This window comes from Kluyvera sp. CRP, assembly GCF_019930565.1.
Classification (GTDB): Bacteria; Pseudomonadota; Gammaproteobacteria; order Enterobacterales; family Enterobacteriaceae; genus Kluyvera; species Kluyvera georgiana_A.
In genome coordinates, this window is the sequence record NZ_CP082841.1 from 3620058 (window position 1) to 3642757 (window position 22700).

Below are 22700 nucleotides of genomic sequence, written 5' to 3' on the forward strand. Positions count from 1 at the left end.
TTGAATCCGGAGAAATTTTTCCGTTACGTTACCGCAGACTGATTCGCGCGAAAAGCGGAACATATTGCACAACGCGAACTTACCAAAGTGGTGCTAAATTAACGGCGCAAAAAACAAGCTGGCCCAGGCTTCCCCGGGCCATTTTGTGCTCAATCCACAGCCGCAGAATATTCCTCAATCACTCTCTATCCTGCGCTGCTTTTCATCGTTAAATTCTATTCAACAAGATATTCAGCATACGACGCAGCGGCTCTGCTGCCCCCCAAAGCAACTGATCGCCCACGGTCAGTACCGAGTAGATAGGGTCATTGTTCAGCGCCATTTTTTTAAAGCGACCAATACCCACCTGAAGAGAACCGCTGATGTGGGCAGGGGTCAATTGAGCCACGCTTGCCTCCTTATTGTTTGGCACATAGTTCACCCAGGGATGGGAATGCGTCACCAATGCCTCAAACTCGGCCTCACTGACTTCGCGCTTGAGTTTCAGCGTGATAGCCGCACTATGGCAGCGAATCACGCCAACACGGATGCACAAACCGTTGACCGGGATGGTCCCCACGGGAAGGCCCAGGATTTTGTTCGTTTCCGCTTCGCCTTTCCACTCTTCCCGGCTGTTTCCATCCCCTAAGTCGCTGTCGATCCACGGGATAATGCTCCCCATTAGCGGTGCGCCAAAGTTGTCGATGGGCATCTTATCGCTGCGAATCAACTCGCTCACTTTGTTGACTAAAGGCAGCACCGAGCCTGGATTTTCCAGCTCATCGGGCGACAAATGTTGGCTGATATAAGCGCTTTGCGCGATGAGTTCGCGAACGTGTTTGGCGCCGGCGCCGGAAGCCGACTGGTAGGTCATGACGCTCATCCACTCTATCAGGTCTGCGTTTATCAAACCGGCAAGACCCATCAGGCTTAATGTAATAGAGCAGTTGCCGCCGACAAAAAGTTTAATACCATCGTTGACGGCGCGATCGATATTCTTACGGTTAACGGGATCAAGAATAATACAGGCTCTCTCGTCCATACGCAGCGCCGAAGCGGCATCAATCCAGTAACCCTTCCAGCCATATTCAAGCAGAGCGGGGTAAATAGCCTTAGTATATTCACCACCCTGACAGGTAATGATAATATCCATTTCAGCAAGCGCCTCAATAGAATGCGCATCCTTCAGCGTATAGCGGATGCCATCAATAACCGGACCGTGACCACCCGCACTGGAGGTGCTAAAAAAATGGGCGGAAATGCCATTGAAATCATTCTCCTCCAGCATTCTCTGCAGCAAAACAGAACCCACCATCCCGCGCCAACCAATAATGCCAACCTGCGTCATTTTTTAACCTTAATGATGTTGTTAAAATGTTAATATCAAGAGGGGGATTTATATCTTATTCATAAAACATCGTCATCAAGTGAAACGATAAAAAACGCTTTAATAAGAATGTTTCATCTGGGGTTAGTAAAAATAATGAAAGAACAATGGGGGCAATCGAAAGGGCGTTAATATCAGGGGGAGCGCGCGATTAATCGCGTTTTAGGAGAGAATAGCCTCATTGCTGAGGCTATTCGAGGCTGTGAATTATTTCTTCTTCTCGCCCAGCGTCGGCGTCTCGTCAAAGAAGTTCCACGGCTTCAGCAGCGCATGGGCCCATTCGGTTGGCATAATCGGCCACTCTTCGGCGCGCGCCACGTGGGTGGTGCCGGTCGTGATCCACACCACATCGTCCTGGTTGCTCAGCGATTCGTCATCTTTCGCGTACTGCCCGAGGCCGGTATCGTGAACGGAACGGTTCGGGTATTTCCCTTCCGGATAGCGCTCTTCCTGGTGATAGCGGGTAACCCACAGCTGTTTATCCATAAAGCTCAGACGATGGTAAATCCATTCATCCGGGGCAAACTTCGCGCCGGTCGCCGCCGGGTGGGTACCACCGGCATAAGGGATAATCTGATACGAAATCGGGTTCCCCATACGGTTCTCTTTGGTGGTATTGCTCAGCAGGCGAATGGTACCCGGATCGAATTTCTGCGCCGCTTTCTGCTCAGACTCAATCGTATACTGATTGACCTGCATCGTACTGGTACGCGGGCCGCCCGAGGTGTTCGGCTTCACTTCCGGGTCCATTGCCACCAGGGTGTTATTTTCGCCGTCCACGTCGAGGTCGAGACGGAAGTTATAAATATGCTGGTGGGTGGTGCCGACGATATTATGATCGATCAGCGTACCGTAGCGGGTATCCTCTTTGGCGCTTGGATCGTGCATGGTCTTGGCCTTCACGCCCTTAACCGCTTCAATACCGGTGGCGCCGGCATCGATACCGATGGTGCCATTTTCGTGGAATACCCAGTCGAAGATATAGTCGTAGTTACCCACGGTACTGATCCAGCGAACCACCAGTTCACGACGCTCGGTGCTGACGTTCGGCTGGCCCATCTCTTGGTGTTTATACTCCGGCCCGGCGTAGCGCTCGAATACCGCCACCGCGCGAGGAATGGTGGTAGGCGTACCGGTGTAATCGGCGATGGTCTCATCCAGCAGCACGGCGTTGTTCGGGGCATCTTTACCGCGCGCGATAGGCGAGGTCAGGGTGCCCATGCCGTAGTCGCCGGAATCCAGATAGGCTTTGAAGTACCAGCCTACGTCCGGGTCGCCGTAGGGCACGATCATCCCGCCGAGCGAACCTTCGTACATCACCTGGCGTTTGGTGCCGTTGTCGTTATAGGTCACGGTGGAGAGAATCGGCCCCACGCGGGAGTTCAGGCGCAGGTGGAAGTCCCAGTTCTGCCAGTGGATCATATCGCCGGTGATAGTGTAGTTTTTACCCTCAGGTTCAATAATTTCCAGCGGTTTCACCGCCTTGGCTACGCGGTCCCGGCCATCAAATGGACGAGACTCCATCGGTACGGGAATAACCGGGCCTTCTTCAATCTTGATGATTTTCTTCTGTTCAAGGTCAACCACCGCCACCAGATTTTCGATCGGGTGCGCCCAATAGTTACCGTCACCGGTATCCAGATAGCTCACCACTTTCAGCAGGCGCGCGTCCTGCTTCAGGCCGTCTTTACCGTCGAAGTAGCCGACGGTCAGCGGGGTGGTGATGACTTTAGTGGTGTCTTTGATGCCGTGTTTTTTCAGTACCTCAGCAAATTCGCTGCTGGCGTTAATGATGTTCTGCACGCTGACGAAGTCGTCAATCAGCACCATGCCGTGCGCGTCTTTAATCGGCTTCCAGGAGAGGACTTTTTTGTTCTGCAGGTCAACCACGGCTTCAATCACGTGCTTGCCGTCCAGCATCACCACATCGGCGGTGCGCGGAGTGTTAACCGGAGTGCCCTTTAAGGCAAACTCCCACACCGCCTTTTTATCCGGCTCGTGCAGGGAAATCTCGGTAAAACGGGTGTTCGGCTGGAACTCTGGCGCGGCCTTCACGATGGTGACCGCTTCGCTGATTTCAGCAGAAGAGAGGGAGTTCAGCGGGTGAGGCACTTTCTCAACCTGGAAAGTTTGATCGAGGCCAGACTGGAAAACGTCGTTGATAAAGGTATCGGAGACCCATGCTTTACCGTCTTTCATCACTACCGGCACCTGTAGGTTCAGGGGTTTGCCGTTGACGACCGCGGTTTTCGCGCCCGGTTTCACCTTCACGAATGCGCCGTCTTTGATCAGGGTGTACATCTGCGCGTAGTCATCCCACTGCATATCAGCGCCGAAATCCTGCAGGGTTTTATCCATTGGAACCATATGCGCTTCGCCGCCGTGGGCGAAGGCTGGAGCTTGCCAGGCGCAGAACAGGGCGACGGCCAGCGCCAGCGCTGTTTTACGGTTTGAACGAATCGAGCCTGTTGACATTGTGACCTCATCTTATCGTTATGTTGTGCCTTGCCGCTGCTACTTCGGCTTCAGTCTCTTACCCTAGCAGCCGATCGTCACGAGACGTTTGCTTGCGCTTGCCAGGTTATTTGTCAGTTTTGCCAGTTACAAAAAATGCCTCCGCAGAGGCATGAATGTTTGAATTGCCGGACGTCACCACCGCTTACGCCGGGAAATCCCCGTGCTGACGCGCGACCAATGTCAGAATGGAATACAGCGCCACCGCCTGCTGATGCTGGTTGAAAATCTCCACCGCCCATTCCACCACGCCGGTGGCTTTCTCTTCGGCGTTGCGCTGGCGTTTGACCGTTTTACGCTTGCAGGTGAGGCGCACCTGGATGGTATCGCCCGGCTTAACCGGCTCAATAAAGCGCAGGTTTTCCATGCCGTAGTTAGCAATCACCGGGCCGACGCCCGCGTCAACAAACAGACCGGCCGCCGCGGAAATCAGAAAGTAGCCGTGCACCACGCGCTCGCCGAAAATGGAATCGGCTGCCGCAATCTTGTCCATATGGGCATAGAAGTGGTCGCCGCTGAGGCAGGCAAAGTTGACGATATCCGCTTCGGTTAAGGTACGACGCGGGGTCAACAGGCTATCGCCAGGCTGAATCTCTTCGAAGTATTTACGGAACGGGTGAATACGATCTTCCACCACCTGCGCGCCGCGCACCCACTGCTGGCTAACGGCAGACAGCATGGTGGGGCTGCCCTGAATAGCGGTGCGCTGCATGTAATGTTTCACCGCGCGCAGGCCGCCCAGTTCTTCACCACCGCCTGCACGTCCTGGGCCGCCATGTACCAATTGCGGCAGCGGGGAACCGTGGCCGGTGGATTCCGCGGAGGATTCCTCGTTTAACACCTGAATACGCCCGTGAGCGCGGGCGGCACCGAGGATAAACTCACGCGCCAGTTCGCCGCTGGCGGTTACCAGCGTTCCGGCCAGGCTGCCTTCACCGGCGCGAGCCAACGTCATCGCGTGTTCGGTATTCTGATACGGTATCAGGGTGGCAACCGGACCAAAGGCTTCAATGGCATGTACCGCGGAGATTTCATCCGGCTGCGCGCAGAACAGCAGGGTTGGCGGGAAGAAGGCTCCGGCGGCGCTGAGATCTGCTTTGCCGCCCAGCAGCACCTCGCATCCCGCTTCCACCAGACGGTTGACGTTATCCTGCACATCCTGACGCTGTTCACTGTTCACCAGCGCGCCCATCTTCACGCCTTCCTGCGCCGGATCGCCGACCACCACTTTTTGCAGACGGGCAATCAACGCCTCACTGACTGCGCTTACCTGCGCCTGCGGCACGATAATGCGGCGGATGGCGGTACATTTCTGCCCGGCCTTGGTGGTCATCTCGCGCACCACTTCACGGATAAACAGCGCAAATTCCGGCTGCTCTGAGGTGACATCGTCGCCCAGCACACAGCAGTTCAGCGAGTCCGCTTCCATGGTGAAGGGGACAGACTTCGCCACCAGATTCGGATGCACGCGCAGCTGCTGCCCGGTATGTGCCGAACCGGTAAAGGTCACCACGTCCTGGCTGTCGAGATGGTCGAGCAGGTCGCCCGCGCTACCGCAGATAAGGCTAATCGCGCCGTTCGGTACCAGGCCGCTGTCGATAATGGCTTTGACCATCGCCTGGGTGAGTTGGGCGGTGGCGGTCGCCGGTTTGATGATGGCAGGCATCCCGGCAAGCCAGGTCGGCGCCAGTTTTTCTAACATGCCCCAGCAGGGGAAGTTAAAGGCATTGATATGCACCGCCACGCCGGATTTCGACGTCAGCACGTGGCGCGCGGCAAAGCCGCCCTGTTTGGACAACGGGATCAGCTCATCCTCCGGCCACAGTACGTCATCCGGTAGCTCGCGACCGCCCAGACTGGCGTAGGTGAAGAGGGTGCCGATACCGCCCTCGATATCCACCCAGCTATCGCCGCGCGTTGCGCCGGTCTCGGCGGAGATGGCGTAGAAGTCGGCCTTCAATTCCATCAGATGTTTGGCGACTGCTTTCAGCATCGCGCTGCGTTCAATAAAGGTCATCGCCTGAAGCGCTTTGCCGCCGTGCTCAATCGCAAAACGGCGCGCCTGCGCCATATCCAGCCCTTCGCTTGTCACTTCCCACAGCGGCTCACCGCTGATGGCGTGGTGGATAGTACGGGCGCGGCCCCGGCCGGTTTGCCAGACGCCGGACAAATAGCTGGCTAACTGCTGCATGGTGTTTCTCCAGATATGTTACGAATTCTCGCCATTAATAGTTCTTTCATGAATCATTAAATGCAAGTCAGATTTTAATAATTTGTTAACAATGCGATCGCGGGCACCTTACGTGCATTGATTAGCATTCGGTTTACCTGCGATAAATCAGCGGTGATTGCGGTATGTATCACAAAATTAGTAAACAAAATTTGTGGTTTTATTTAACTAAGATGTAACTTTCATAAAACAAAGTGATTCGCAAAAAATGATTTGTTGAATTTATCGGAATCATAAGGTGATGACGTGACAGAAGAACAACGCTTTGACCAGCGCATCGCGCAGGAAACAGCCATCGAACCGCAGGACTGGATGCCGGATGCGTACCGCAAAACGCTGATCCGCCAGATTGGTCAGCATGCGCATTCAGAAATCGTCGGCATGCTGCCGGAAGGCAACTGGATAACCCGCGCCCCAACGCTTCGCCGGAAAGCGATTCTGCTGGCGAAGGTGCAGGACGAAGCCGGGCATGGCCTCTATCTCTACAGCGCGGCGGAAACGCTCGGCTGCGCTCGCGAAGACATCTACCAGAAGATGCTCGACGGGCAGATGAAATACTCCTCCATCTTTAACTACCCGACGCTGACCTGGGCGGATATCGGCGTGATTGGCTGGCTGGTCGACGGCGCGGCCATCGTTAACCAGGTGGCGCTGTGCCGTACCTCCTACGGCCCGTATGCCCGGGCAATGGTCAAAATCTGCAAAGAAGAGAGCTTCCACCAGCGTCAGGGCTTTGAAGCTTGCATGGCGCTGGCGGCGGGGAGTGAAGAACAGCGGCAGATGTTGCAGGACGCGATCAACCGCTTCTGGTGGCCGGCATTAATGATGTTCGGGCCGAGCGATGACAACTCGCCGAACAGCGCCCGCAGCATGGCGTGGAAGATCAAACTGCATTCCAACGATGAACTGCGTCAGCGCTTCGTCGACAACACTGTCCCGCAGGTCGAGATCCTTGGCATGAAGGTGCCGGATGCCGATCTGGCGTTTGACGAAGCCACCGGTCACTACCGTTACGGCGAAATCGACTGGCAGGAACTCAACGAAGTCATCAACGGGCGTGGCATCTGTAACCACGAACGTCTGGGCGCCAAGCGCAAAGCCTGGGAAGAGGGGGCATGGGTGCGCGAAGCCGCGCTGGCGCATGCCGAAAAACAACGCGCTCGCGATGCCGCCTGAGGAGAAAAAGATGAGCAAAACATACTGGCCGTTATACGAAGTGTTTGTCCGCAGCAAACAGGGTCTGTCGCACCGTCACGTGGGCAGCCTGCACGCCGCCGACGATCAAATGGCGCTGGAAAATGCCCGCGATGCGTACACCCGCCGCAGCGAAGGCTGCTCCATCTGGGTGGTGAAGGCGAGCGAAATCGTCGCCTCACAGCCGGAAGACCGCGGTGAGTTTTTCGACCCTGCCGAGAGCAAGGTCTACCGTCACCCGACGTTCTATACCGTGCCGGACGGCATGGAACATATGTGAGGCAACGATGAACACGCAAAACCCCGTTGCAACCTATGCGCTGCGTCTTGGCGATAACGGCCTGGTGCTGGCCCAGCGCTTAGGCGCCTGGTGCGGCCACGCGCCGGAGCTGGAGATTGACCTCGCGCTGGCCAATATCGGCCTTGACCTGCTGGGTCAGGCGCGCAACTTCCTGAGCTACGCCGCCGAACTGAACGGTAGTGGTGATGAAGACACGCTGGCCTTTGGCCGCGATGAACGTCAGTTCAGCAACCTGCTGCTGGTGGAACAGCCGAACGGTAATTTCGCCGACACCATTGCCCGTCAGTTTTTTATCGATGCCTGGCATGTGGCGCTGTTCAGCCGTCTGGTGAATAGCCGCGACGCACAGATTGCCGCCATCGCCGCCAAAGGGCTGAAAGAGGTGCGTTATCACCTGCGCTTTAGCCGCGGCTGGCTGGAGCGTCTGGGCAACGGCACCGACTATTCCGCGCAACTGATGCAGCAGGCAATCAACAACCTGTGGCGCTTCACCGGTGAACTGTTTATGGCCGATGAGCTGGATATCAGCCTGAGCGAGCAGGGCATCGCCGTTGACCCGCGCGAATTAGCGGCCGAATGGCAGGCGACGGTGCACACCGCGCTGTTCGATGCGGGTCTGCAAATCCCTGAAGAAGCGGCGTTCCGTCGCGGCGGTAAGCAGGGGCTGCACAGCGAACATCTCGGCCCGATGCTGGCAGAGATGCAGTATTTACAGCGGTCGTATCCCGGCCAGCAGTGGTAGCAGGAGGTGGCTATGCAACGTCTCGCCGCAATCGCGCCCCCGGAAGTGCGTACCGTCTGGGGATTATTAAGCGCCATTCCAGACCCGGAAGTGCCGGTGCTGACCATTACCGACCTCGGCATGGTGCGCCGCGTGGAGCGTCACGGCGACGGCTGGGTGATTGGCTTTACGCCGACCTACTCGGGTTGCCCGGCCACTGAACATCTGTTGGGGGAAATTCGCGCGGTGATGGCGGAGCACGGCTATACGCCTGTGCATATTGTGCTGCAGCTCGACCCGCCGTGGACCACCGACTGGATGAGCCCGGATGCCCGCGAACGTCTGCGTCAGTACGGTATCAGCCCGCCGCAGGCCCACGCCTGCCACGCCGACGCGCTGCCGAAGGATGTGGTTTGCCCGCGCTGCGGCAGCACCCACACCTCGCTGATTAGCGAATTCGGTTCCACGGCCTGCAAAGCGCTGTATCGCTGCGATAGCTGCCGTGAACCCTTTGATTACTTTAAATGTATTTGAGGCTGCGATGACAACATTTCATTCGCTTACCGTGGCAAAGGTTGAACCGGAAACCCGTGATTCGGTCACCATCACTTTTGCCATTCCCGACGCGCTGCGTAGCGTTTACGCCTTCCGTCCGGGCCAGCATCTGACGCTGAAAACCCGCCTCGGCGGGGAGGAGTTACGCCGCTGCTACTCCATCTGCCGCAGCCGCTCGCCGTCTGAAATCAGCGTGGCGGTCAAAGCCATCGACGGCGGCCGCTTCTCCCGCTATGCCCAGAGCGATATTCAGCAGGGCATGGCGCTTGAGGTGATGGTGCCGCAGGGGCACTTTGGCTACCAACCGCAGGCCGGGCGCGAAGCGGAGTATCTGGCCATTGCCGCCGGTTCCGGCATTACGCCGATGATGGCGATTATCGAAGCCACACTGGCGACCGAACCGGCGAGTCAGTTCACCCTGATCTACGGCAACCGCAGCAGCCACAGCATGATGTTCCGTCAGGCGCTGGCTGACCTGAAAGACCGCTATCCGCAGCGTTTACAGATAGTGCACCTGTTCAGCCAGGAGTCGATGGACAGCGATCTGCTGCAAGGGCGCATCGACGGCGACAAACTGCATGCGCTCGGCAAAACGCTGATCGATTTCAGTCGCTTTGACGATGCTTTTATCTGCGGCCCGTCGGCGATGATGGACGAAGCCGAAGTGGCGCTGCGCGAGCTGGGCGTGCCGGAGAAATCGATTCACCTTGAGCGCTTTAACACCCCCGGCAGCAGCGTGAAACGCGCCACCGGCGTACAGGCGGAGGGCCGCACGGTCACTATCCGCCAGGACGGCCGTGATCGCCTGATTTCGCTGAACGCCGAAGATGACAGCATTCTCGACGCCGCGCTGCGTCAGGGCGCTGACCTGCCATTTGCCTGTAAAGGCGGCGTCTGCGCCACCTGCAAATGCAAGGTGGTGAGCGGTAAAGTGGCGATGGCCGCCAACTACAGCCTCGAAGCCGATGAAGTGGCGGCGGGCTATGTTCTTAGCTGCCAGGCGCTGCCCACCAGCGGCGACGTGGTAGTCGACTTTGACGCGCGGGGGATGGCATGAGCGAACTGCTGATTACCCGTCACGACCGCGTGCTGCAACTGACCCTGAACCGCCCGCAGGCGCGTAACGCCCTGAACAATGCGCTGCTGACGCAGATTGCCGAAACGCTGGAAAGCGCGGCGGCAGATTCAGGTATCAGCGTCTGCGTGATTAGCGGCAACCCGCGTTATTTCGCCGCCGGTGCCGATCTCAACGAAATGGCGGAAAAAGACCTGCCCGCCACCTTCGACGATATTCGCCCGCGTCTGTGGGCGCGTATTGATGCCTTCAACAAACCGCTGATTGCGGTGGTGAACGGCTACGCGCTGGGCGCGGGCTGCGAGCTGGCGCTGCTGTGCGATCTGGTCATTGCTGGCGATAACGCCCGCTTTGGTCTGCCGGAAATTACCCTCGGCACCATGCCGGGCGCTGGCGGTACGCAGCGCCTTATTCGCAGCGTCGGAAAAGCGCTGGCCAGCCGCATGGTACTGAGTGGCGAAAGTATTGATGCCGGGCGCGCGCAGCAGGCCGGGCTGGTGAGCGATATTCACCCGGCGAACCTCTCTGATGAATACGCGCTGAAGCTGGCGGCGACCATCGCTCGCCACTCACCGCTGGCGCTGCGGGCGGCAAAGCAGTCGCTGCGTCTGGCCCAGGAGGTGGGATTGCAGGCCGGTCTGGTGCAGGAACGTCAGCTGTTTACGCTGCTCAGCGGCACCGAAGATCGTCGTGAAGGCGTGAGCGCCTTTTTAGAAAAACGCACACCGGAATTTAAAGGACGCTAATCGTGGATGCATTCATTCTCAGCGAAGTGGAACAGGGTGTAATGACCCTCACTCTGAACCGCCCGGACCGACTCAATAGCTTTAACGATGTGATGCACCAGCAGCTTGCCGACTGCCTGAAACAGGCCGAACGCGACGACACCATTCGCTGCCTGCTGATCACCGGCGCCGGACGCGGCTTTTGCGCCGGGCAGGATCTGAACGACCGTAACGTTGACCCCAGCGGCCCCGCGCCGGATCTGGGCATGTCGGTGGAACGCTTTTACAACCCACTGGTGCGCCGTTTAGCCGCGCTGCCAAAACCGGTTATCTGCGCGGTGAACGGCGTCGCCGCCGGTGCTGGCGCCACGCTGGCGATGGGCTGCGACATCGTGATTGCCGCGCGTTCAGCAAAGTTTGTCATGGCCTTCAGCAAGCTTGGCCTGGTGCCGGACTGCGGTGGAAGCTGGGTACTGCCGCGCGTTGCCGGTCGTGCTCGTGCCGTTGGCCTGCTGATGCTCGGCGACAACCTCAGCGCCGAACAGGCCGCGCAGTGGGGGATGATCTGGCAGGTGGTTGACGACGCCGAGTTGAAAGATACCGCGCTGACCATGGCGCGCCATTTCGCCACCCAGCCGACCTATGGTCTGGGGCTGATTAAGAAAGCCTTACAACTTTCTGAAACCAACTCACTGGATCAGCAGCTTGAGCTTGAGCGCGACTACCAGCGTTTGGCCGGTCGCAGCGACGACTATCGCGAAGGCGTCAGCGCCTTCCTCGCCAAACGTCCACCTCAGTTCAGCGGGAAATAAGCCATGAGCCAGACTCTTCACACCGTCGCGGTGATTGGCGGCGGCACCATGGGGGCCGGGATTGTCGAAGTGGCAGCGAGCGCCGGGCATGCGGTGCGGCTGTATGACATTTCCGCCGAGGCGATTACGCGCGCTATCGACGGCATTGCCCAGCGTCTGAACGCCCGCGTTAGCCGCGGCAAAATTAGCACTGAACAGGCGCAGGCGCTGCTGGCGCGTATTACCCCTGCAACCGAATTAATGCAGCTTGCCGACGCCCAGCTGGTGATTGAAGCCGCTTCCGAGCGTCTGGAGATTAAAAAGGCGCTGTTCAGCGAGCTGGCGGAGATTTGTTCGCCGTCAACACTGCTGACCAGCAACACCTCGTCCATCTCCATTACCGCGATTGCGGCGGGTGTGAAACACCCGGAACGCGTGGCCGGGCTGCACTTCTTTAACCCGGCACCGGTGATGAAACTGGTGGAAGTGGTGAGCGGGCTTGCCACCTCTACCGAAGTGGTCGAGCAGCTTTGCCAGTGCGTAACCGCCTGGGGCAAGCAGCCGGTACGCTGCCGCTCCACGCCGGGCTTTATCGTTAACCGCGTGGCGCGTCCGTACTACGCCGAAGCCTGGCGCGCGCTGGAAGAGCAGGTGGCATCAGCGGAAGTGATTGACGCGGCGCTGCGCGACGGCGGCGGTTTTCCGATGGGGCCGCTGGCGCTGACTGACCTTATCGGCCAGGACGTGAACTTCGCCGTGACCAGTTCGGTGTTTAACGCCTTCTGGCAGGACCGCCGTTTTCTGCCGTCGCTGCTGCAACAGGAGCTGGCGCTGGCGGGGCGTCTGGGTAAAAAAAGCGGCCACGGCGTTTATCGCTGGCCTCTGGAAAATCAGCCTGAACTGGCGCTGGCTGCCGTATCTGCCGAACGCGCCGCGAAGAGGGTTGAAAGTGACGTTGTCACAGAATTAGACGATGTGCTGCTGCTGGAAACCACCGGTGAAACCGCGTTGTCCTTAAGTGTGCAGTACCAGCGCCCGGTGGTGGTGTATGACCATGCCGCGGGCGATACCGTTGTGCTGGCCGGCGCGCCAACCAACACGGATTCCGATACCGACAAAGCGGTGTACTACTTCCAGCAGCAGGGCAAAAAAGTGCTGCGTATTGCCGACTACCCAGGACTTCTGGTGTGGCGTACGGTGGCGATGCTGGCGAACGAAGCGCTGGATGCGGTGCAAAAAGGCGTGGCCAGTGCCGAGGATATCGATACCGCGATGCGTCTTGGGGTGAACTATCCACGTGGCCCGCTGGCCTGGGGGCAATCGCTCGGCTGGGGGCGCGTGCTGCGTCTGCTGGAAAACCTACAACAGCACTACGGCGAAGAACGTTATCGCCCCAGTGCGCTGCTGCGCCAGAAAGCGCTGATGGAGATGCGTGATGAGTAACGAAGCCTGGCGCAACGCCCGTGCCATGTATGAGAAAGACACCTGCGCGCAGGCGCTGGGGATCGAAATTATCGAGATGGACGACGGCTACGCGCAGATGACGATGACCGTATCGTCCTCGCAGTTGAACGGACATCAAACCTGCCATGGTGGGCAGCTTTTCACGCTGGCGGATACCGCCTTTGCCTACGCCTGCAACAGCCAGGGGTTGGCGGCGGTGGCATCGGCTGCCAGCATCGATTTTCTGCGTCCGGCCTTTGCGGGCGAGAAATTAACCGCCACCGCCCGGGTGAAACAGCAGGGCAAACTGACCGGTGTCTATGACATTGAAATCGTCAACCCGCAGCAAAAAACCGTGGCGCTGTTTCGCGGCAAATCGCACCGCATCGGCGGCACGATAACAGGAGAAGTCTGATGCGTGATGCATTTATTTGTGACGGCATTCGTACGCCGATTGGCCGCTACGGCGGCGCGCTGGCCGGGGTTCGTGCCGACGATCTGGCGGCTATTCCGTTGCGTGAATTGTTGAGCCGTAACCCGAAGTTAGACCCAACCTGTATCGACGATGTCATTTTTGGCTGCGCCAACCAGGCCGGGGAAGATAACCGTAACGTCGCCCATATGGCGACGCTGCTGGCGGGCTATCCGTACGGGGTTTCCGGCACCACCATCAACCGCCTGTGCGGCTCCGGCCTTGATGCGATTGGCTTCGCCGCGCGGGCGATTAAAGCGGGCGATGCGGATCTGATGATTGCCGGCGGCGTGGAGTCGATGTCCCGTGCGCCGTTCGTGATGGGCAAGGCGACCACGCCTTACCAGCGTCAGGCCGAGATGTTTGATACCACCATCGGCTGGCGTTTTGTGAACCCGCTCATGCAGCAACAATTTGGTACTGACAGCATGCCGGAAACGGCAGAGAATGTAGCGGAATTGTTAAAAATAAGCCGTGCCGACCAGGATGCCTTTGCTTACCGCAGCCAGCAGCGTACCGCTAAAGCGCAGCATGACGGCATTCTGGCGCAGGAAATCGTGCCGGTGCAGATTATCGGTAAGAAGGGCGCGGTCAGCGCGGTGCGTGAAGATGAACATCCGCGTGCAGATACCACCCTTGAGCAATTGGCCGCGCTGAAAACTCCGTTCCGCAAGGGCGGCGTGGTGACGGCGGGCAACGCCTCCGGCGTGAACGACGGTGCCGCGGCGCTGATTATCGCCAGCTCGCAGCAGGCCGCCGCGCAGAGCCTGACGCCGCGCGCGCGTATTGTCGCCATGGCGACGGCGGGCGTCGAACCGAAATTCATGGGGCTTGGACCGGTTCCGGCGGTGCGTAAAGTGCTGGAGCGCGCCGGGCTGAATATTCACGATATGGACGTGATTGAGCTGAACGAAGCCTTTGCCGCCCAGGCGCTGGGCGTGCTCAGACAGCTTGGGCTGCCGGACGACGCGGCGCATGTGAATCCCAACGGTGGCGCCATCGCCTTAGGCCACCCGTTAGGTATGAGCGGCGCGCGGTTGGCGCTGGCAGCGACGCTGGAGCTGGAACGACGCAATGGACGCTATGCGCTGTGTACGATGTGTATTGGCGTGGGTCAGGGCATTGCCATGATCCTCGAGAGAGTGTGAGCTAATTGACCTGCGAGTACCCTACAAAATGACAACTACAACAACATTAGATCCGATTGAAACTGCATCGCGTGACGAGTTACAGGCCCTGCAAACCCAGCGTCTGAAGTGGACGCTGAAACACGCTTACGAAAATGTGCCGATGTACCGCCGTAAGTTCGATGCGGCGGGCGTCCATCCTGACGATTTTCATGAGCTGAGCGATCTCAATAAGTTTCCCTGCACCACCAAGCAGGATCTGCGCGACAACTATCCGTTCGATACCTTTGCGGTGCCGATGGAGCAAGTGGTGCGTATCCATGCGTCGTCCGGCACCACCGGCAAGCCAACCGTGGTTGGCTATACGCAGAACGATATTGATACCTGGGCGAATATCGTCGCCCGTTCGCTGCGCGCCGCAGGCGGCACGGCGAAGGATAAAATTCACGTCGCCTACGGCTATGGCCTGTTTACCGGCGGCCTGGGGGCGCACTACGGCGCTGAACGCTTAGGGGCCACGGTGATCCCGATGTCCGGCGGGCAGACCGAGAAACAGGCGCAGCTGATCCGTGATTTCAAACCCGACATGATCATGGTGACGCCGTCTTATTGTCTGAACCTGATTGAAGAACTGGAGCGCCAGATGGGCGGCGACGCGCGCGGCTGTTCGCTGCGTACCGGTGTCTTTGGCGCGGAACCCTGGACCACCGGTATGAAGGCGGAGATTGAACGTCGCCTCGGTATTACCGCACTGGATATCTACGGCCTGTCTGAAGTCATGGGGCCGGGCGTGGCGATGGAATGTATTGAAACCGGCGATGGCCCCACCATCTGGGAAGACCATTTCTTCCCGGAAGTGGTCAACCCGGACGATGGTACGCCGCTGGCCGATGGCGAGCACGGCGAACTGCTGTTCACCACGCTCACCAAAGAGGCACTGCCGGTGATCCGCTACCGTACTCGCGACCTGACGCGTCTGCTGCCGGGCACTGCCCGCACTATGCGCCGTATGGATCGTATCAGTGGGCGCAGCGACGACATGCTGATTATTCGCGGCGTGAACGTCTTCCCGTCGCAGCTGGAAGAAGAGATCCTCAAGATTGAACATCTGGCGCCGCACTACCAGCTGGAAGTCGATCGCCGTGGGCATCTTGATTCACTTTCGGTGCGCGTGGAACTCAAAGAGAGTAGCCTGGTGCTGAGCCATGAGCAGCGCTGCCAGATTTGCCACCACCTGCGTCATCGCATTAAGTCGATGGTCGGCATTTCCACCGACGTCAGCATCGTTAACTGCGGCAGTATTCCACGCTCAGAAGGCAAGGCGTGCCGCGTGTTTGACCTGCGTAAGGCCGCTGCCAACGGCTGAGAATGGTAGGCCTGATAAGCGCAGCGCCATCAGGCAATTCGGCGCAGCTTGCCGGATGGCGGCGTTGCCTTATCCGGCCTACAAACTCCTGGCGTTTCGCGGCTTTATTCCTGTGCTATGATTCAAAAAGGACAAAAACAACAACACTATGAATCATATGGAAAAACTCGATAGCTTTATTCAGCAGGCGGTGACAGCAATGCCAATCAGCGGCACCTCGCTGATTGCCTCGCTTTACGGTGACTGTTTATCCCAGCGCGGCGGCGAAGTCTGGCTTGGCAGCGTGGCCGCGCTGCTTGAAGGGTTAGGCTTTGGCGAACGCTTCGTGCGTACCGCGCTGTTTCGCCTCAACAAAGAAGAGTGGCTGGACGTGGTGCGCATTGGCCGCCGTAGCTTCTATCGTCTGAGCGACAAAGGCCTGCGCCTGACGCGTCGTGCCGAGAGCAAAATTTACCGCGCCAACGCGCCGGAATGGGACGGTACCTGGCTGCTGCTGCTCTCTGAAGGGCTGGAAAAAAACACCCTGGCCGAAGTCAAAAAACAGCTGATCTGGCAGGGGTTTGGCGTGCTTGCGCCGAGCCTTTTAGCCTCGCCGTCGCAAAAGCTGGCGGATGTCCAGTCGCTGCTGCACGAAGCCGGCGTGGCGGAGAACGTGATCTTCTTCGAAGCGCATTCGCCGCTGGCGCTCTCGCGCGCCGCGCTGCGTGAGCGGGTAGAGGAGTGCTGGCATTTGACCGAGCAGAACGCCATGTACGAAGCGTTTATCACACTGTTCCGCCCACTGTTGCCGCTGCTGCGGGATGCGGGGCCGGATGAACTCACGCCGGAACGCTGTTTTCAGATCCGTCTACTGCTGATCCACTTCTATCGCCGTGTGGTGCTGAAGGATCCGCTGCTGCCAGAAGAGCTGTTGCCTGCCCACTGGCTGGGCCAAACCGCGCGCCAGCTCTGTATCAACATCTATCAACGTGTGGCCCCAGGGGCACAGGCTTTCGTCAGTGAAAAAGGCGAAAGCTCGGTAGGCGAACTCCCTGCGCCGGGGCCGCTCTATTACCAGCGTTTTGGGGGATTGCCCGAAGCGTAACAGGAGAAGCCATGCCGATTTACCAGATAGACGGGATGACCCCGGTTGTTCCGACGGAAAGCTACGTTCACCCCACCGCCGTGCTGATTGGCGATGTGATCCTCGGTAAAGGAGTTTACGTCGGGCCGAACGCCAGCCTGCGCGGCGATTTTGGCCGTATCGTGGTGAAAGATGGGGCCAACATCCAGGATAACTGCGTGATGCACGGTTTTCCCGGTCAGGACACCGTCGTGGAAGAAGACGGGCATATCGGCCACGGGGCGATCCTGCACGGCTGCGTGATTGGCCGTAATGCGCTGGTTGGCATGAGCGCGGTGATTATCGACGGCGCGACCATTGGTGAAAACAGTATTGTTGGCGCATGCGCATTCGTGAAAGCGCGTGCCGAAATGCCTGCCAATCATTTGATTATCGGCAGCCCGGCAAAGGCGATTCGTACCTTAACCGAGCAGGAACTTGAGTGGAAAAAGCAGGGCACTCGCGAATATCAGGTGCTGGTCGACCGTTGCCAGAAGACGCTGGTTGCCGTTGAACCGTTAACCGAAGAAGAACCGGACAGAAAGCGGCTGGTGTTCGACGAGAACCTGCAGCCTAAATCCGCAGTTTAGCTCTGACCTCTTACGGAAATGTAGGCCGGATGGCGGCTTTGCCTTATCCGGCCTACGCGTTTTTATGAGTAGCGTAACGCATCCACTAACAGCGCAAACGCGGCGGTATGCTGGCGACGGCTGGGATAGTAAAGCGAGTAACCCGCGAACGGCGCGCACCAGTCGGCGAGCACATGCTGCAAACGTCCGGCGGCTACGCCATCGACGATGGTGTCTTCCGGCACGTAGGCCAGGCCCAAACCGGCTTCGGCGGCCTCGATGCGTTGGGGCAGGGAGTTAAGGGTTAATTGTCCCTCAACCCGAACCCGCAGCGGCTCGCCGTTTCGTTCGAACTCCCATGCATATAACCCGCCGCGCGTTGGCAAACGCATGTTGATGCAGCGATGATGCTGAAGGTCGTGGGGTGTTTGCGGGATACCGCGGTGGGCAAAATATCCGGGAGAACCGACAACCGCCATGCGCATGTCGGGGCCAATACGCACCGCAATCATATCGCGCGCCACCTGTTCAACGAGGCGTACTCCCGCGTCAAACCGTTCACCGACAATATCGGTAAGGCCGTTATCCACAATCACTTCAATATTGATGTCCGGGTATTGCTGCATAAACGTCTTGAGTCGTGGCCAGAGCACGGTATTCATTGAGTGCTCAGCAGCCGTCAGGCGAATATTGCCCGCCGGTCGTTCGCGAGAATCGCGTAGAGCTGTAATTTCCTGTTCAATTTCTTGCAGATGTGGGCTGAGGCTTTGATAAAGTCTTTCTCCGGCTTCCGTCGGGGCGACGCTGCGGGTGGTGCGCGTCAGCAGGCGAACGTCGAGACGGCTTTCCAGATTTCGCATCGCATGGCTCAACGCCGACTGTGAAACCCCAAGCTGTGCGGCCGCGCGGGTAAAACTGCGCTCGCGCGCGACGACCATAAAAGAGATCAGATCGTTGATGTTATCTTTTAACATAAGGTGCGACCATTAATGAATCAGGCTCATCGTTGCAGAATGATTTTTTCAGTGTAATAGCCGATGATTTATATGCAACAGGTGATATCAGGTGAGATGACAATGAAAATCAATGTGGTAGGCACCAGCGGCGTGGGTAAATCGACGCTGGCAAAGCGTCTGGCGGCGCTATTTTCCGTGCCTTATATCGAAATGGATACGCTTTACTGGCGTTCCGGTTGGCAGGGGGTCAGCGATGAGACGCTTTTCGCCGGGCTGGCGCAGGCCATCGCGGGCCCTGACTGGGTGCTGGACGGCAACTATAATCGCAGTCGCCCGGTAAAATGGCGCGACGTGGATCTGGTGGTGTGGGTTGATTACAGTTTCTGGCGCACCTTTCGGCAGGCCGTCACGCGTGCGACAGTGCGCGCATGGCGTCAGCAAGAGCTGTGGCCGGGTACCGACAACCGTGAGAGTTTTCGTCGCTCATTTTTTAGCCGCGATTCGATCATTCTGTGGACGCTAAAAACCTGGCGTCTCAACCGCCAGCGCTACCTGCAAGACATGGCCGATCCAGCCTGGGCGCACATCCGCTTTGTACGCCTGCGCAATCAGCGGGAAACCGAGGCGTTTATCGCGCAATTAAGCGCTGAATTCACTCCTTGCTCGCGCACGAAATGACGGATGAAGCGGCCTGACTGTGGTAGTTTTAGGGTTCTCATTATAAGGAGTCCTGCCCATGCCACATGTTGATATTAAATGTTTCCCCCGCGACCTGAACGATGAACAGAAAACCGCGCTCGCGGCGGACATCACTGAAGTGTTGATTCGCCATCTTAATACCAAAGACCGCTCGGTGAGCGTGGCCCTGAATCAGGTGCAGGAAAGCGACTGGCAGCAGGTCTGGGATAGCGAGATTGCGCCGCAGATGGAGACGCTGATTAAAAAGCCGGGTTACAGTATGTGATGATGATGTCGCCCGGCGTTGCTCTGGCACGCCGGGCGACTTCTGCGCGAAGATATTAAGCGGTTTTAGTTGCGGCGACCGCGGTCATCTCTTGTGGTGCATGCCGCCCCGCATCCAGGTCGGCGCGAATCTGCTCGTAGTCGTCATCCAGACGATAAAAGCGTCCAATACAGATCATCGAAGCGACAATCAGCAGCGCCGGAATATACAGATAGCAGGCTTTTATCGCCAGCATAGCGCTGGCGCTTTGCGTCGCGTTGGCGACATAGCCGCTGGAGGAGAGCAGCACGCCGATAATTGCCCCGGCTCCCGCCATAGCGACTTTACCGAGGAAACCATTGATGGAGGTGAGAATACCTGCGGTATTAATGCCGGTTTTCCATACCCCGTAGTCGACCGGGTCGGCCTGCATCGAAAAGTAAATCGCCGTGCGTTGACCTGCGCCGAGCGACAGGATCACGGCGCCAACAATCAGCCCCCACGTATTCGCTCCGGCGGCAATCATCACCCCCATGCCCAGCAGGTTAATGGTGCTGGCGACCAGATAGACATGACGTTTTTTCATGCGGCTGGCCAGCATCGGCACCGTTAGCGTACCGAGCAGCGGCACGAAGGTGGAAATCCCCGCGACCACCGCCGTCAACTCAACGTTGCCGACGTAGTAGTGGAAGAAGTACACCAGCGCGCCGGTCTGGAAGAAAAATGCGCCCCACATCAGAAAGATATTGATGGCGAAAACAAACCACGGTCGGTTGGCTCGCAGGCTCACCCACGCGCGCTTGAGGGTCATGCGCTCCTGAGTAATGCTGATACTCTCTTTCACGTTGCGAAAGCTGACCAGCAAAAAGAAGGTAGCGATCACGCCGAACACGATCGCCGTGTAGAAGAAACCGTGCGCCTGGTTATCTTTACCCAGTACGCTGACCAGCGGCAGCGTGGCGACGGCTACAATGGTTGCGCCAAGGGATCCGAGCAAAATGCGCACGGTAGAGAGCGTGGTGCGCTCGCCGGAGTCATTGGTCAGGAACGGCAGCATGGCGCAGAACGGAATATTCACCAGCGTATAGAGGAACGACAGACACAAATAGGTGATAAAGGCGTAAACCAGTTTGCCGGTGGTGCCAAAGTCCGGGACATAGAACGCCAGAATGCACAGCAGACCAAAGGGAACCGCGCCGAACAGCAAATAGGGGCGGCAGCGCCCCCAGCGGGTCGCGGTATTGTCAATCACCAGCCCCATCAGCACATCGGCCACGCCGTCGACCAGGCGGGTGACGAGGAACATCAACCCGACGTAGTAAGCCGGTAAGCCCATCACGTCGGTGTAAAAAAACATCAGGTACAGCGAGATAAGCTGCCACACCAGGTTGCAGGAGAGATCGGCGATACCGTAGCCCACGCGCTGTTTCCAGCGTTCAAACGTTGTTTCTGCCATATAAATAAACTCGCGTTAGTTGTTACAGACCGTACAGGCGGATAAACCAGGCCGGGGTACAGCTCCATGCATGGCAGTAGCTATTGATAAGCTTGCTACCATACGGAGAAAATTCAGGATGCTGCGGATCAAACACTTCCCAGAAGGTGTCCGCGCCATAGCGCACCATTTCCCCCCAGTAGGCTTTGATCTCCTTGACTGCCTGCTCGCGCAGCCCGCATTGCAGCAGGGCGGCAATAAAATGGTGGCGGAGATAGGGGGTATTCATGGCGATCGCGGGCGGATGGCTCAGCAGCCGCTGCATAACCGCCAGACGCTGTTCCGGGTGGCCGACTTCCGCCAGCACCAGCCAGATTTGCGAAGCCCAGGAAACCTGGCGCGCCTCGCCGCTGATGAAATAGCCCTGCGCGTCATCCCAAAGCTGCGATTGCGCTGCGGTTTTCAGGCGTTGAAGTTGTGCGCGATAGGCGGCGACAAGCTGCGGCTCAAACCGTTCAGCCAGCCACAGGCCGCGTTGCAGGCAGTAGATCAGCACGCCCTGGGCCGCGGCCTGTTTGTTTAAACTTTCCTGCCAGTCGATAAACACCCACCAGTCGTCGCTGTCGCGCACGATCCCACGGTCGTCGAGGCGGGTAAAGGCCAGTTCGAGCTGTCGTCTGGCGACCGGCCACAATTCGCGCGCCGTGGCAAGATCTTCGGCGCTTTGCAGATAGTTGTAGAGAACATCGACAAAAAACAGCGAGTAGTCGAACAGGAAGGTGTCGTCGGCGATCGTCTGCGGTTTGACGAAGACGTTGGCGGAAACCATGCCGTCGGCACGCGTGTGGCCCGCGAACAGATACAGGCAACGACGCACCAGATCGTGGCGGGCAAAGGTCACGTCATTGACCAGTGCCTGCAGGCGAAGATCGCCCAGCCACAGGCGGCGGTCGCGCTTCGGACCGTCTTCAAAGACCTCCTGCATACAGTTTTTCAGCGTCAGTACCGACACCCGGTCAATGGCCTGGAGTTCGGCGTCGGCGCTTTCACATGGCGGACACTGCTCGGGAGCCGAAGTCACGGTGTTGAGCAACAGGCTGTCGAAGCGCAGGCGGAATTTGCGCGACACGGCTTTGACCTCAATTTTCACGTAGCGGCAGCAGTAGCGACGCGGTAGCGCAACCTCGGCGGGCAACACATCCAGCCATAAATCCTGCTGTTGCAGCCAACTGCTGCTGAGCCAGCCGCGGTAATCGCTAAACGGTTCGCACACCTCGCAGAGCGTCTCGCCAAAGGTGAGTTGCAGATGGGCGGGGGCATCCGGCGGGCTCCCGGCGCTGTGGCAGGCAAACTGCAGATAACCGACGCAGTGGCTGCCAAAATCGATAATCACGCTTTCGCCTTCGCTGAACTCGCGCTGATACAGCGCTTCCAGCGAACAGAGCGGCTCGGCGCGCCAGCCGAACAGCGCCTGCGGATCGGCAACGGCGTTAATGACGGCAAGCGGCGATCGCGGCTGACGATGCAACTCAGGGGTGAGCGAGTCTGCCTTGTGCAAGAACTGCGGCTGGCGGACCATGGGGAGCTGGGCATTAAGCTGAATGGCTTGTGACATACGACGTCCTCGGAATAAGTTGTCCGCAGGATACGGCGGCGTGAGGGACGGCAACCACTCTGCTAATGCCAAATTTGGCGCGAGAGTGGCACTGATGGTGGGATAGTGCGACTGACGATCACAAATCCGCGATTCTCAATCGTCGTTGGGGCAAAAATGGCTTATCGTGCCGTCGTGCGGTAAGCCGTTTGGATAGCATC

General features: G+C 58.2%; 21 protein-coding genes. 15 read left to right on the plus strand and 6 right to left on the minus strand.

Features of this window, described 5'->3' with window-relative positions; genetic code table 11:
- Nucleotides 1–208: 208 nt before the first annotated feature.
- From asd to paaZ, 3 genes are all read right to left on the minus strand, one after another.
- Nucleotides 209–1327 carry an aspartate-semialdehyde dehydrogenase gene (gene asd, locus K7B04_RS17190; RefSeq protein ID WP_167575872.1) on the minus strand — a complete coding sequence of 373 codons (1119 nt, stop codon included), beginning with the start codon at nt 1325–1327 and terminating at the stop codon, nt 209–211.
- A 246-nt stretch (nt 1328–1573) separates the two neighbouring features.
- Complete coding sequence (tynA, locus tag K7B04_RS17195; RefSeq protein WP_223802587.1) at nt 1574–3841, minus strand: primary-amine oxidase; 2268 nt, start codon at nt 3839–3841, stop codon at nt 1574–1576.
- Nucleotides 3842–4025: 184 nt separating this feature from the next.
- Entirely contained in the window at nt 4026–6071 is a 2046-nt protein-coding gene (gene paaZ, locus K7B04_RS17200) for a phenylacetic acid degradation bifunctional protein PaaZ (RefSeq protein WP_223802588.1), read from the minus strand.
- Between the two features lie 285 nt (nt 6072–6356).
- Here paaZ and paaA point away from each other — a divergent pair, with 285 nt between their 5' ends.
- From paaA to paaY, 13 genes are all read left to right on the plus strand, one after another.
- Nucleotides 6357–7286 (plus strand): 1,2-phenylacetyl-CoA epoxidase subunit PaaA, encoded by a 930-nt coding sequence (gene paaA, locus K7B04_RS17205; RefSeq protein ID WP_223802589.1) that lies wholly within the window; start codon nt 6357–6359, stop codon nt 7284–7286.
- Between the two features lie 10 nt (nt 7287–7296).
- Nucleotides 7297–7584 (plus strand): 1,2-phenylacetyl-CoA epoxidase subunit PaaB, encoded by a 288-nt coding sequence (paaB, locus tag K7B04_RS17210; RefSeq protein ID WP_003030843.1) that lies wholly within the window; start codon nt 7297–7299, stop codon nt 7582–7584.
- A 7-nt stretch (nt 7585–7591) separates the two neighbouring features.
- Complete coding sequence (gene paaC, locus K7B04_RS17215; RefSeq protein ID WP_223802590.1) at nt 7592–8347, plus strand: 1,2-phenylacetyl-CoA epoxidase subunit PaaC; 756 nt, start codon at nt 7592–7594, stop codon at nt 8345–8347.
- A 12-nt stretch (nt 8348–8359) separates the two neighbouring features.
- On the plus strand, nt 8360–8860 hold the full coding sequence (paaD, locus tag K7B04_RS17220) for a 1,2-phenylacetyl-CoA epoxidase subunit PaaD (protein ID WP_167575867.1): 501 nt from the start codon (nt 8360–8362) through the stop codon (nt 8858–8860).
- A gap of 7 nt (nt 8861–8867) precedes the next feature.
- Nucleotides 8868–9938, plus strand: a complete 1071-nt coding sequence (gene paaE, locus K7B04_RS17225; RefSeq protein ID WP_223802591.1) for a 1,2-phenylacetyl-CoA epoxidase subunit PaaE — start codon at nt 8868–8870, stop codon at nt 9936–9938.
- Nucleotides 9935–10702: a 2,3-dehydroadipyl-CoA hydratase PaaF gene (gene paaF / locus K7B04_RS17230; protein ID WP_223802592.1), complete on the plus strand. Its 768-nt coding sequence runs from the start codon at nt 9935–9937 to the stop codon at nt 10700–10702. Before paaE ends, paaF begins: the two co-directional genes overlap by 4 nt.
- 2 nt (nt 10703–10704) lie before the next feature.
- Nucleotides 10705–11493, plus strand: a complete 789-nt coding sequence (gene paaG / locus K7B04_RS17235) for a 2-(1,2-epoxy-1,2-dihydrophenyl)acetyl-CoA isomerase PaaG (RefSeq protein WP_223802593.1) — start codon at nt 10705–10707, stop codon at nt 11491–11493.
- 3 nt (nt 11494–11496) lie between these two features.
- A complete protein-coding gene (locus K7B04_RS17240; protein ID WP_223802594.1) occupies nt 11497–12915 on the plus strand; it encodes a 3-hydroxyacyl-CoA dehydrogenase in 1419 nt (472 codons plus the stop codon).
- Complete coding sequence (gene paaI, locus K7B04_RS17245) at nt 12908–13330, plus strand: hydroxyphenylacetyl-CoA thioesterase PaaI (protein WP_163445528.1); 423 nt, start codon at nt 12908–12910, stop codon at nt 13328–13330. Before K7B04_RS17240 ends, paaI begins: the two co-directional genes overlap by 8 nt.
- On the plus strand, nt 13330–14535 hold the full coding sequence (pcaF, locus tag K7B04_RS17250; protein WP_167575863.1) for a 3-oxoadipyl-CoA thiolase: 1206 nt from the start codon (nt 13330–13332) through the stop codon (nt 14533–14535). Before paaI ends, pcaF begins: the two co-directional genes overlap by 1 nt.
- Nucleotides 14536–14563: 28 nt before the next feature.
- The gene (gene paaK / locus K7B04_RS17255) at nt 14564–15880 is read left to right on the plus strand and encodes a phenylacetate--CoA ligase PaaK (protein ID WP_163445532.1); all 1317 of its coding nucleotides are present in this window, start codon (nt 14564–14566) and stop codon (nt 15878–15880) included.
- 157 nt (nt 15881–16037) lie between these two features.
- A complete protein-coding gene (paaX, locus tag K7B04_RS17260) occupies nt 16038–16964 on the plus strand; it encodes a phenylacetic acid degradation operon negative regulatory protein PaaX (protein WP_163445534.1) in 927 nt (308 codons plus the stop codon).
- An 11-nt stretch (nt 16965–16975) separates the two neighbouring features.
- The gene (paaY, locus tag K7B04_RS17265) at nt 16976–17572 is read left to right on the plus strand and encodes a phenylacetic acid degradation protein PaaY (RefSeq protein ID WP_223802595.1); all 597 of its coding nucleotides are present in this window, start codon (nt 16976–16978) and stop codon (nt 17570–17572) included.
- Nucleotides 17573–17634: 62 nt separating this feature from the next.
- On the opposite strand, the gene K7B04_RS17270 is transcribed toward paaY, so the two are convergent.
- The gene (locus K7B04_RS17270; RefSeq protein ID WP_223802596.1) at nt 17635–18525 is read right to left on the minus strand and encodes a LysR family transcriptional regulator; all 891 of its coding nucleotides are present in this window, start codon (nt 18523–18525) and stop codon (nt 17635–17637) included.
- A 102-nt stretch (nt 18526–18627) separates the two neighbouring features.
- Here K7B04_RS17270 and K7B04_RS17275 point away from each other — a divergent pair, with 102 nt between their 5' ends.
- Nucleotides 18628–19185 carry an adenylate kinase gene (locus tag K7B04_RS17275; RefSeq protein WP_223802597.1) on the plus strand — a complete coding sequence of 186 codons (558 nt, stop codon included), beginning with the start codon at nt 18628–18630 and terminating at the stop codon, nt 19183–19185.
- Nucleotides 19186–19243: 58 nt separating this feature from the next.
- On the plus strand, nt 19244–19471 hold the full coding sequence (gene pptA, locus K7B04_RS17280) for a tautomerase PptA (RefSeq protein WP_163445541.1): 228 nt from the start codon (nt 19244–19246) through the stop codon (nt 19469–19471).
- A gap of 55 nt (nt 19472–19526) precedes the next feature.
- On the opposite strand, the gene K7B04_RS17285 is transcribed toward pptA, so the two are convergent.
- Nucleotides 19527–20906 carry a glycoside-pentoside-hexuronide (GPH):cation symporter gene (locus K7B04_RS17285; RefSeq protein WP_223802598.1) on the minus strand — a complete coding sequence of 460 codons (1380 nt, stop codon included), beginning with the start codon at nt 20904–20906 and terminating at the stop codon, nt 19527–19529.
- 22 nt (nt 20907–20928) lie between these two features.
- On the minus strand, nt 20929–22500 hold the full coding sequence (locus tag K7B04_RS17290) for a sugar hydrolase (protein ID WP_223802599.1): 1572 nt from the start codon (nt 22498–22500) through the stop codon (nt 20929–20931).
- Between the last annotated feature and the right edge of the window lie 200 nt (nt 22501–22700).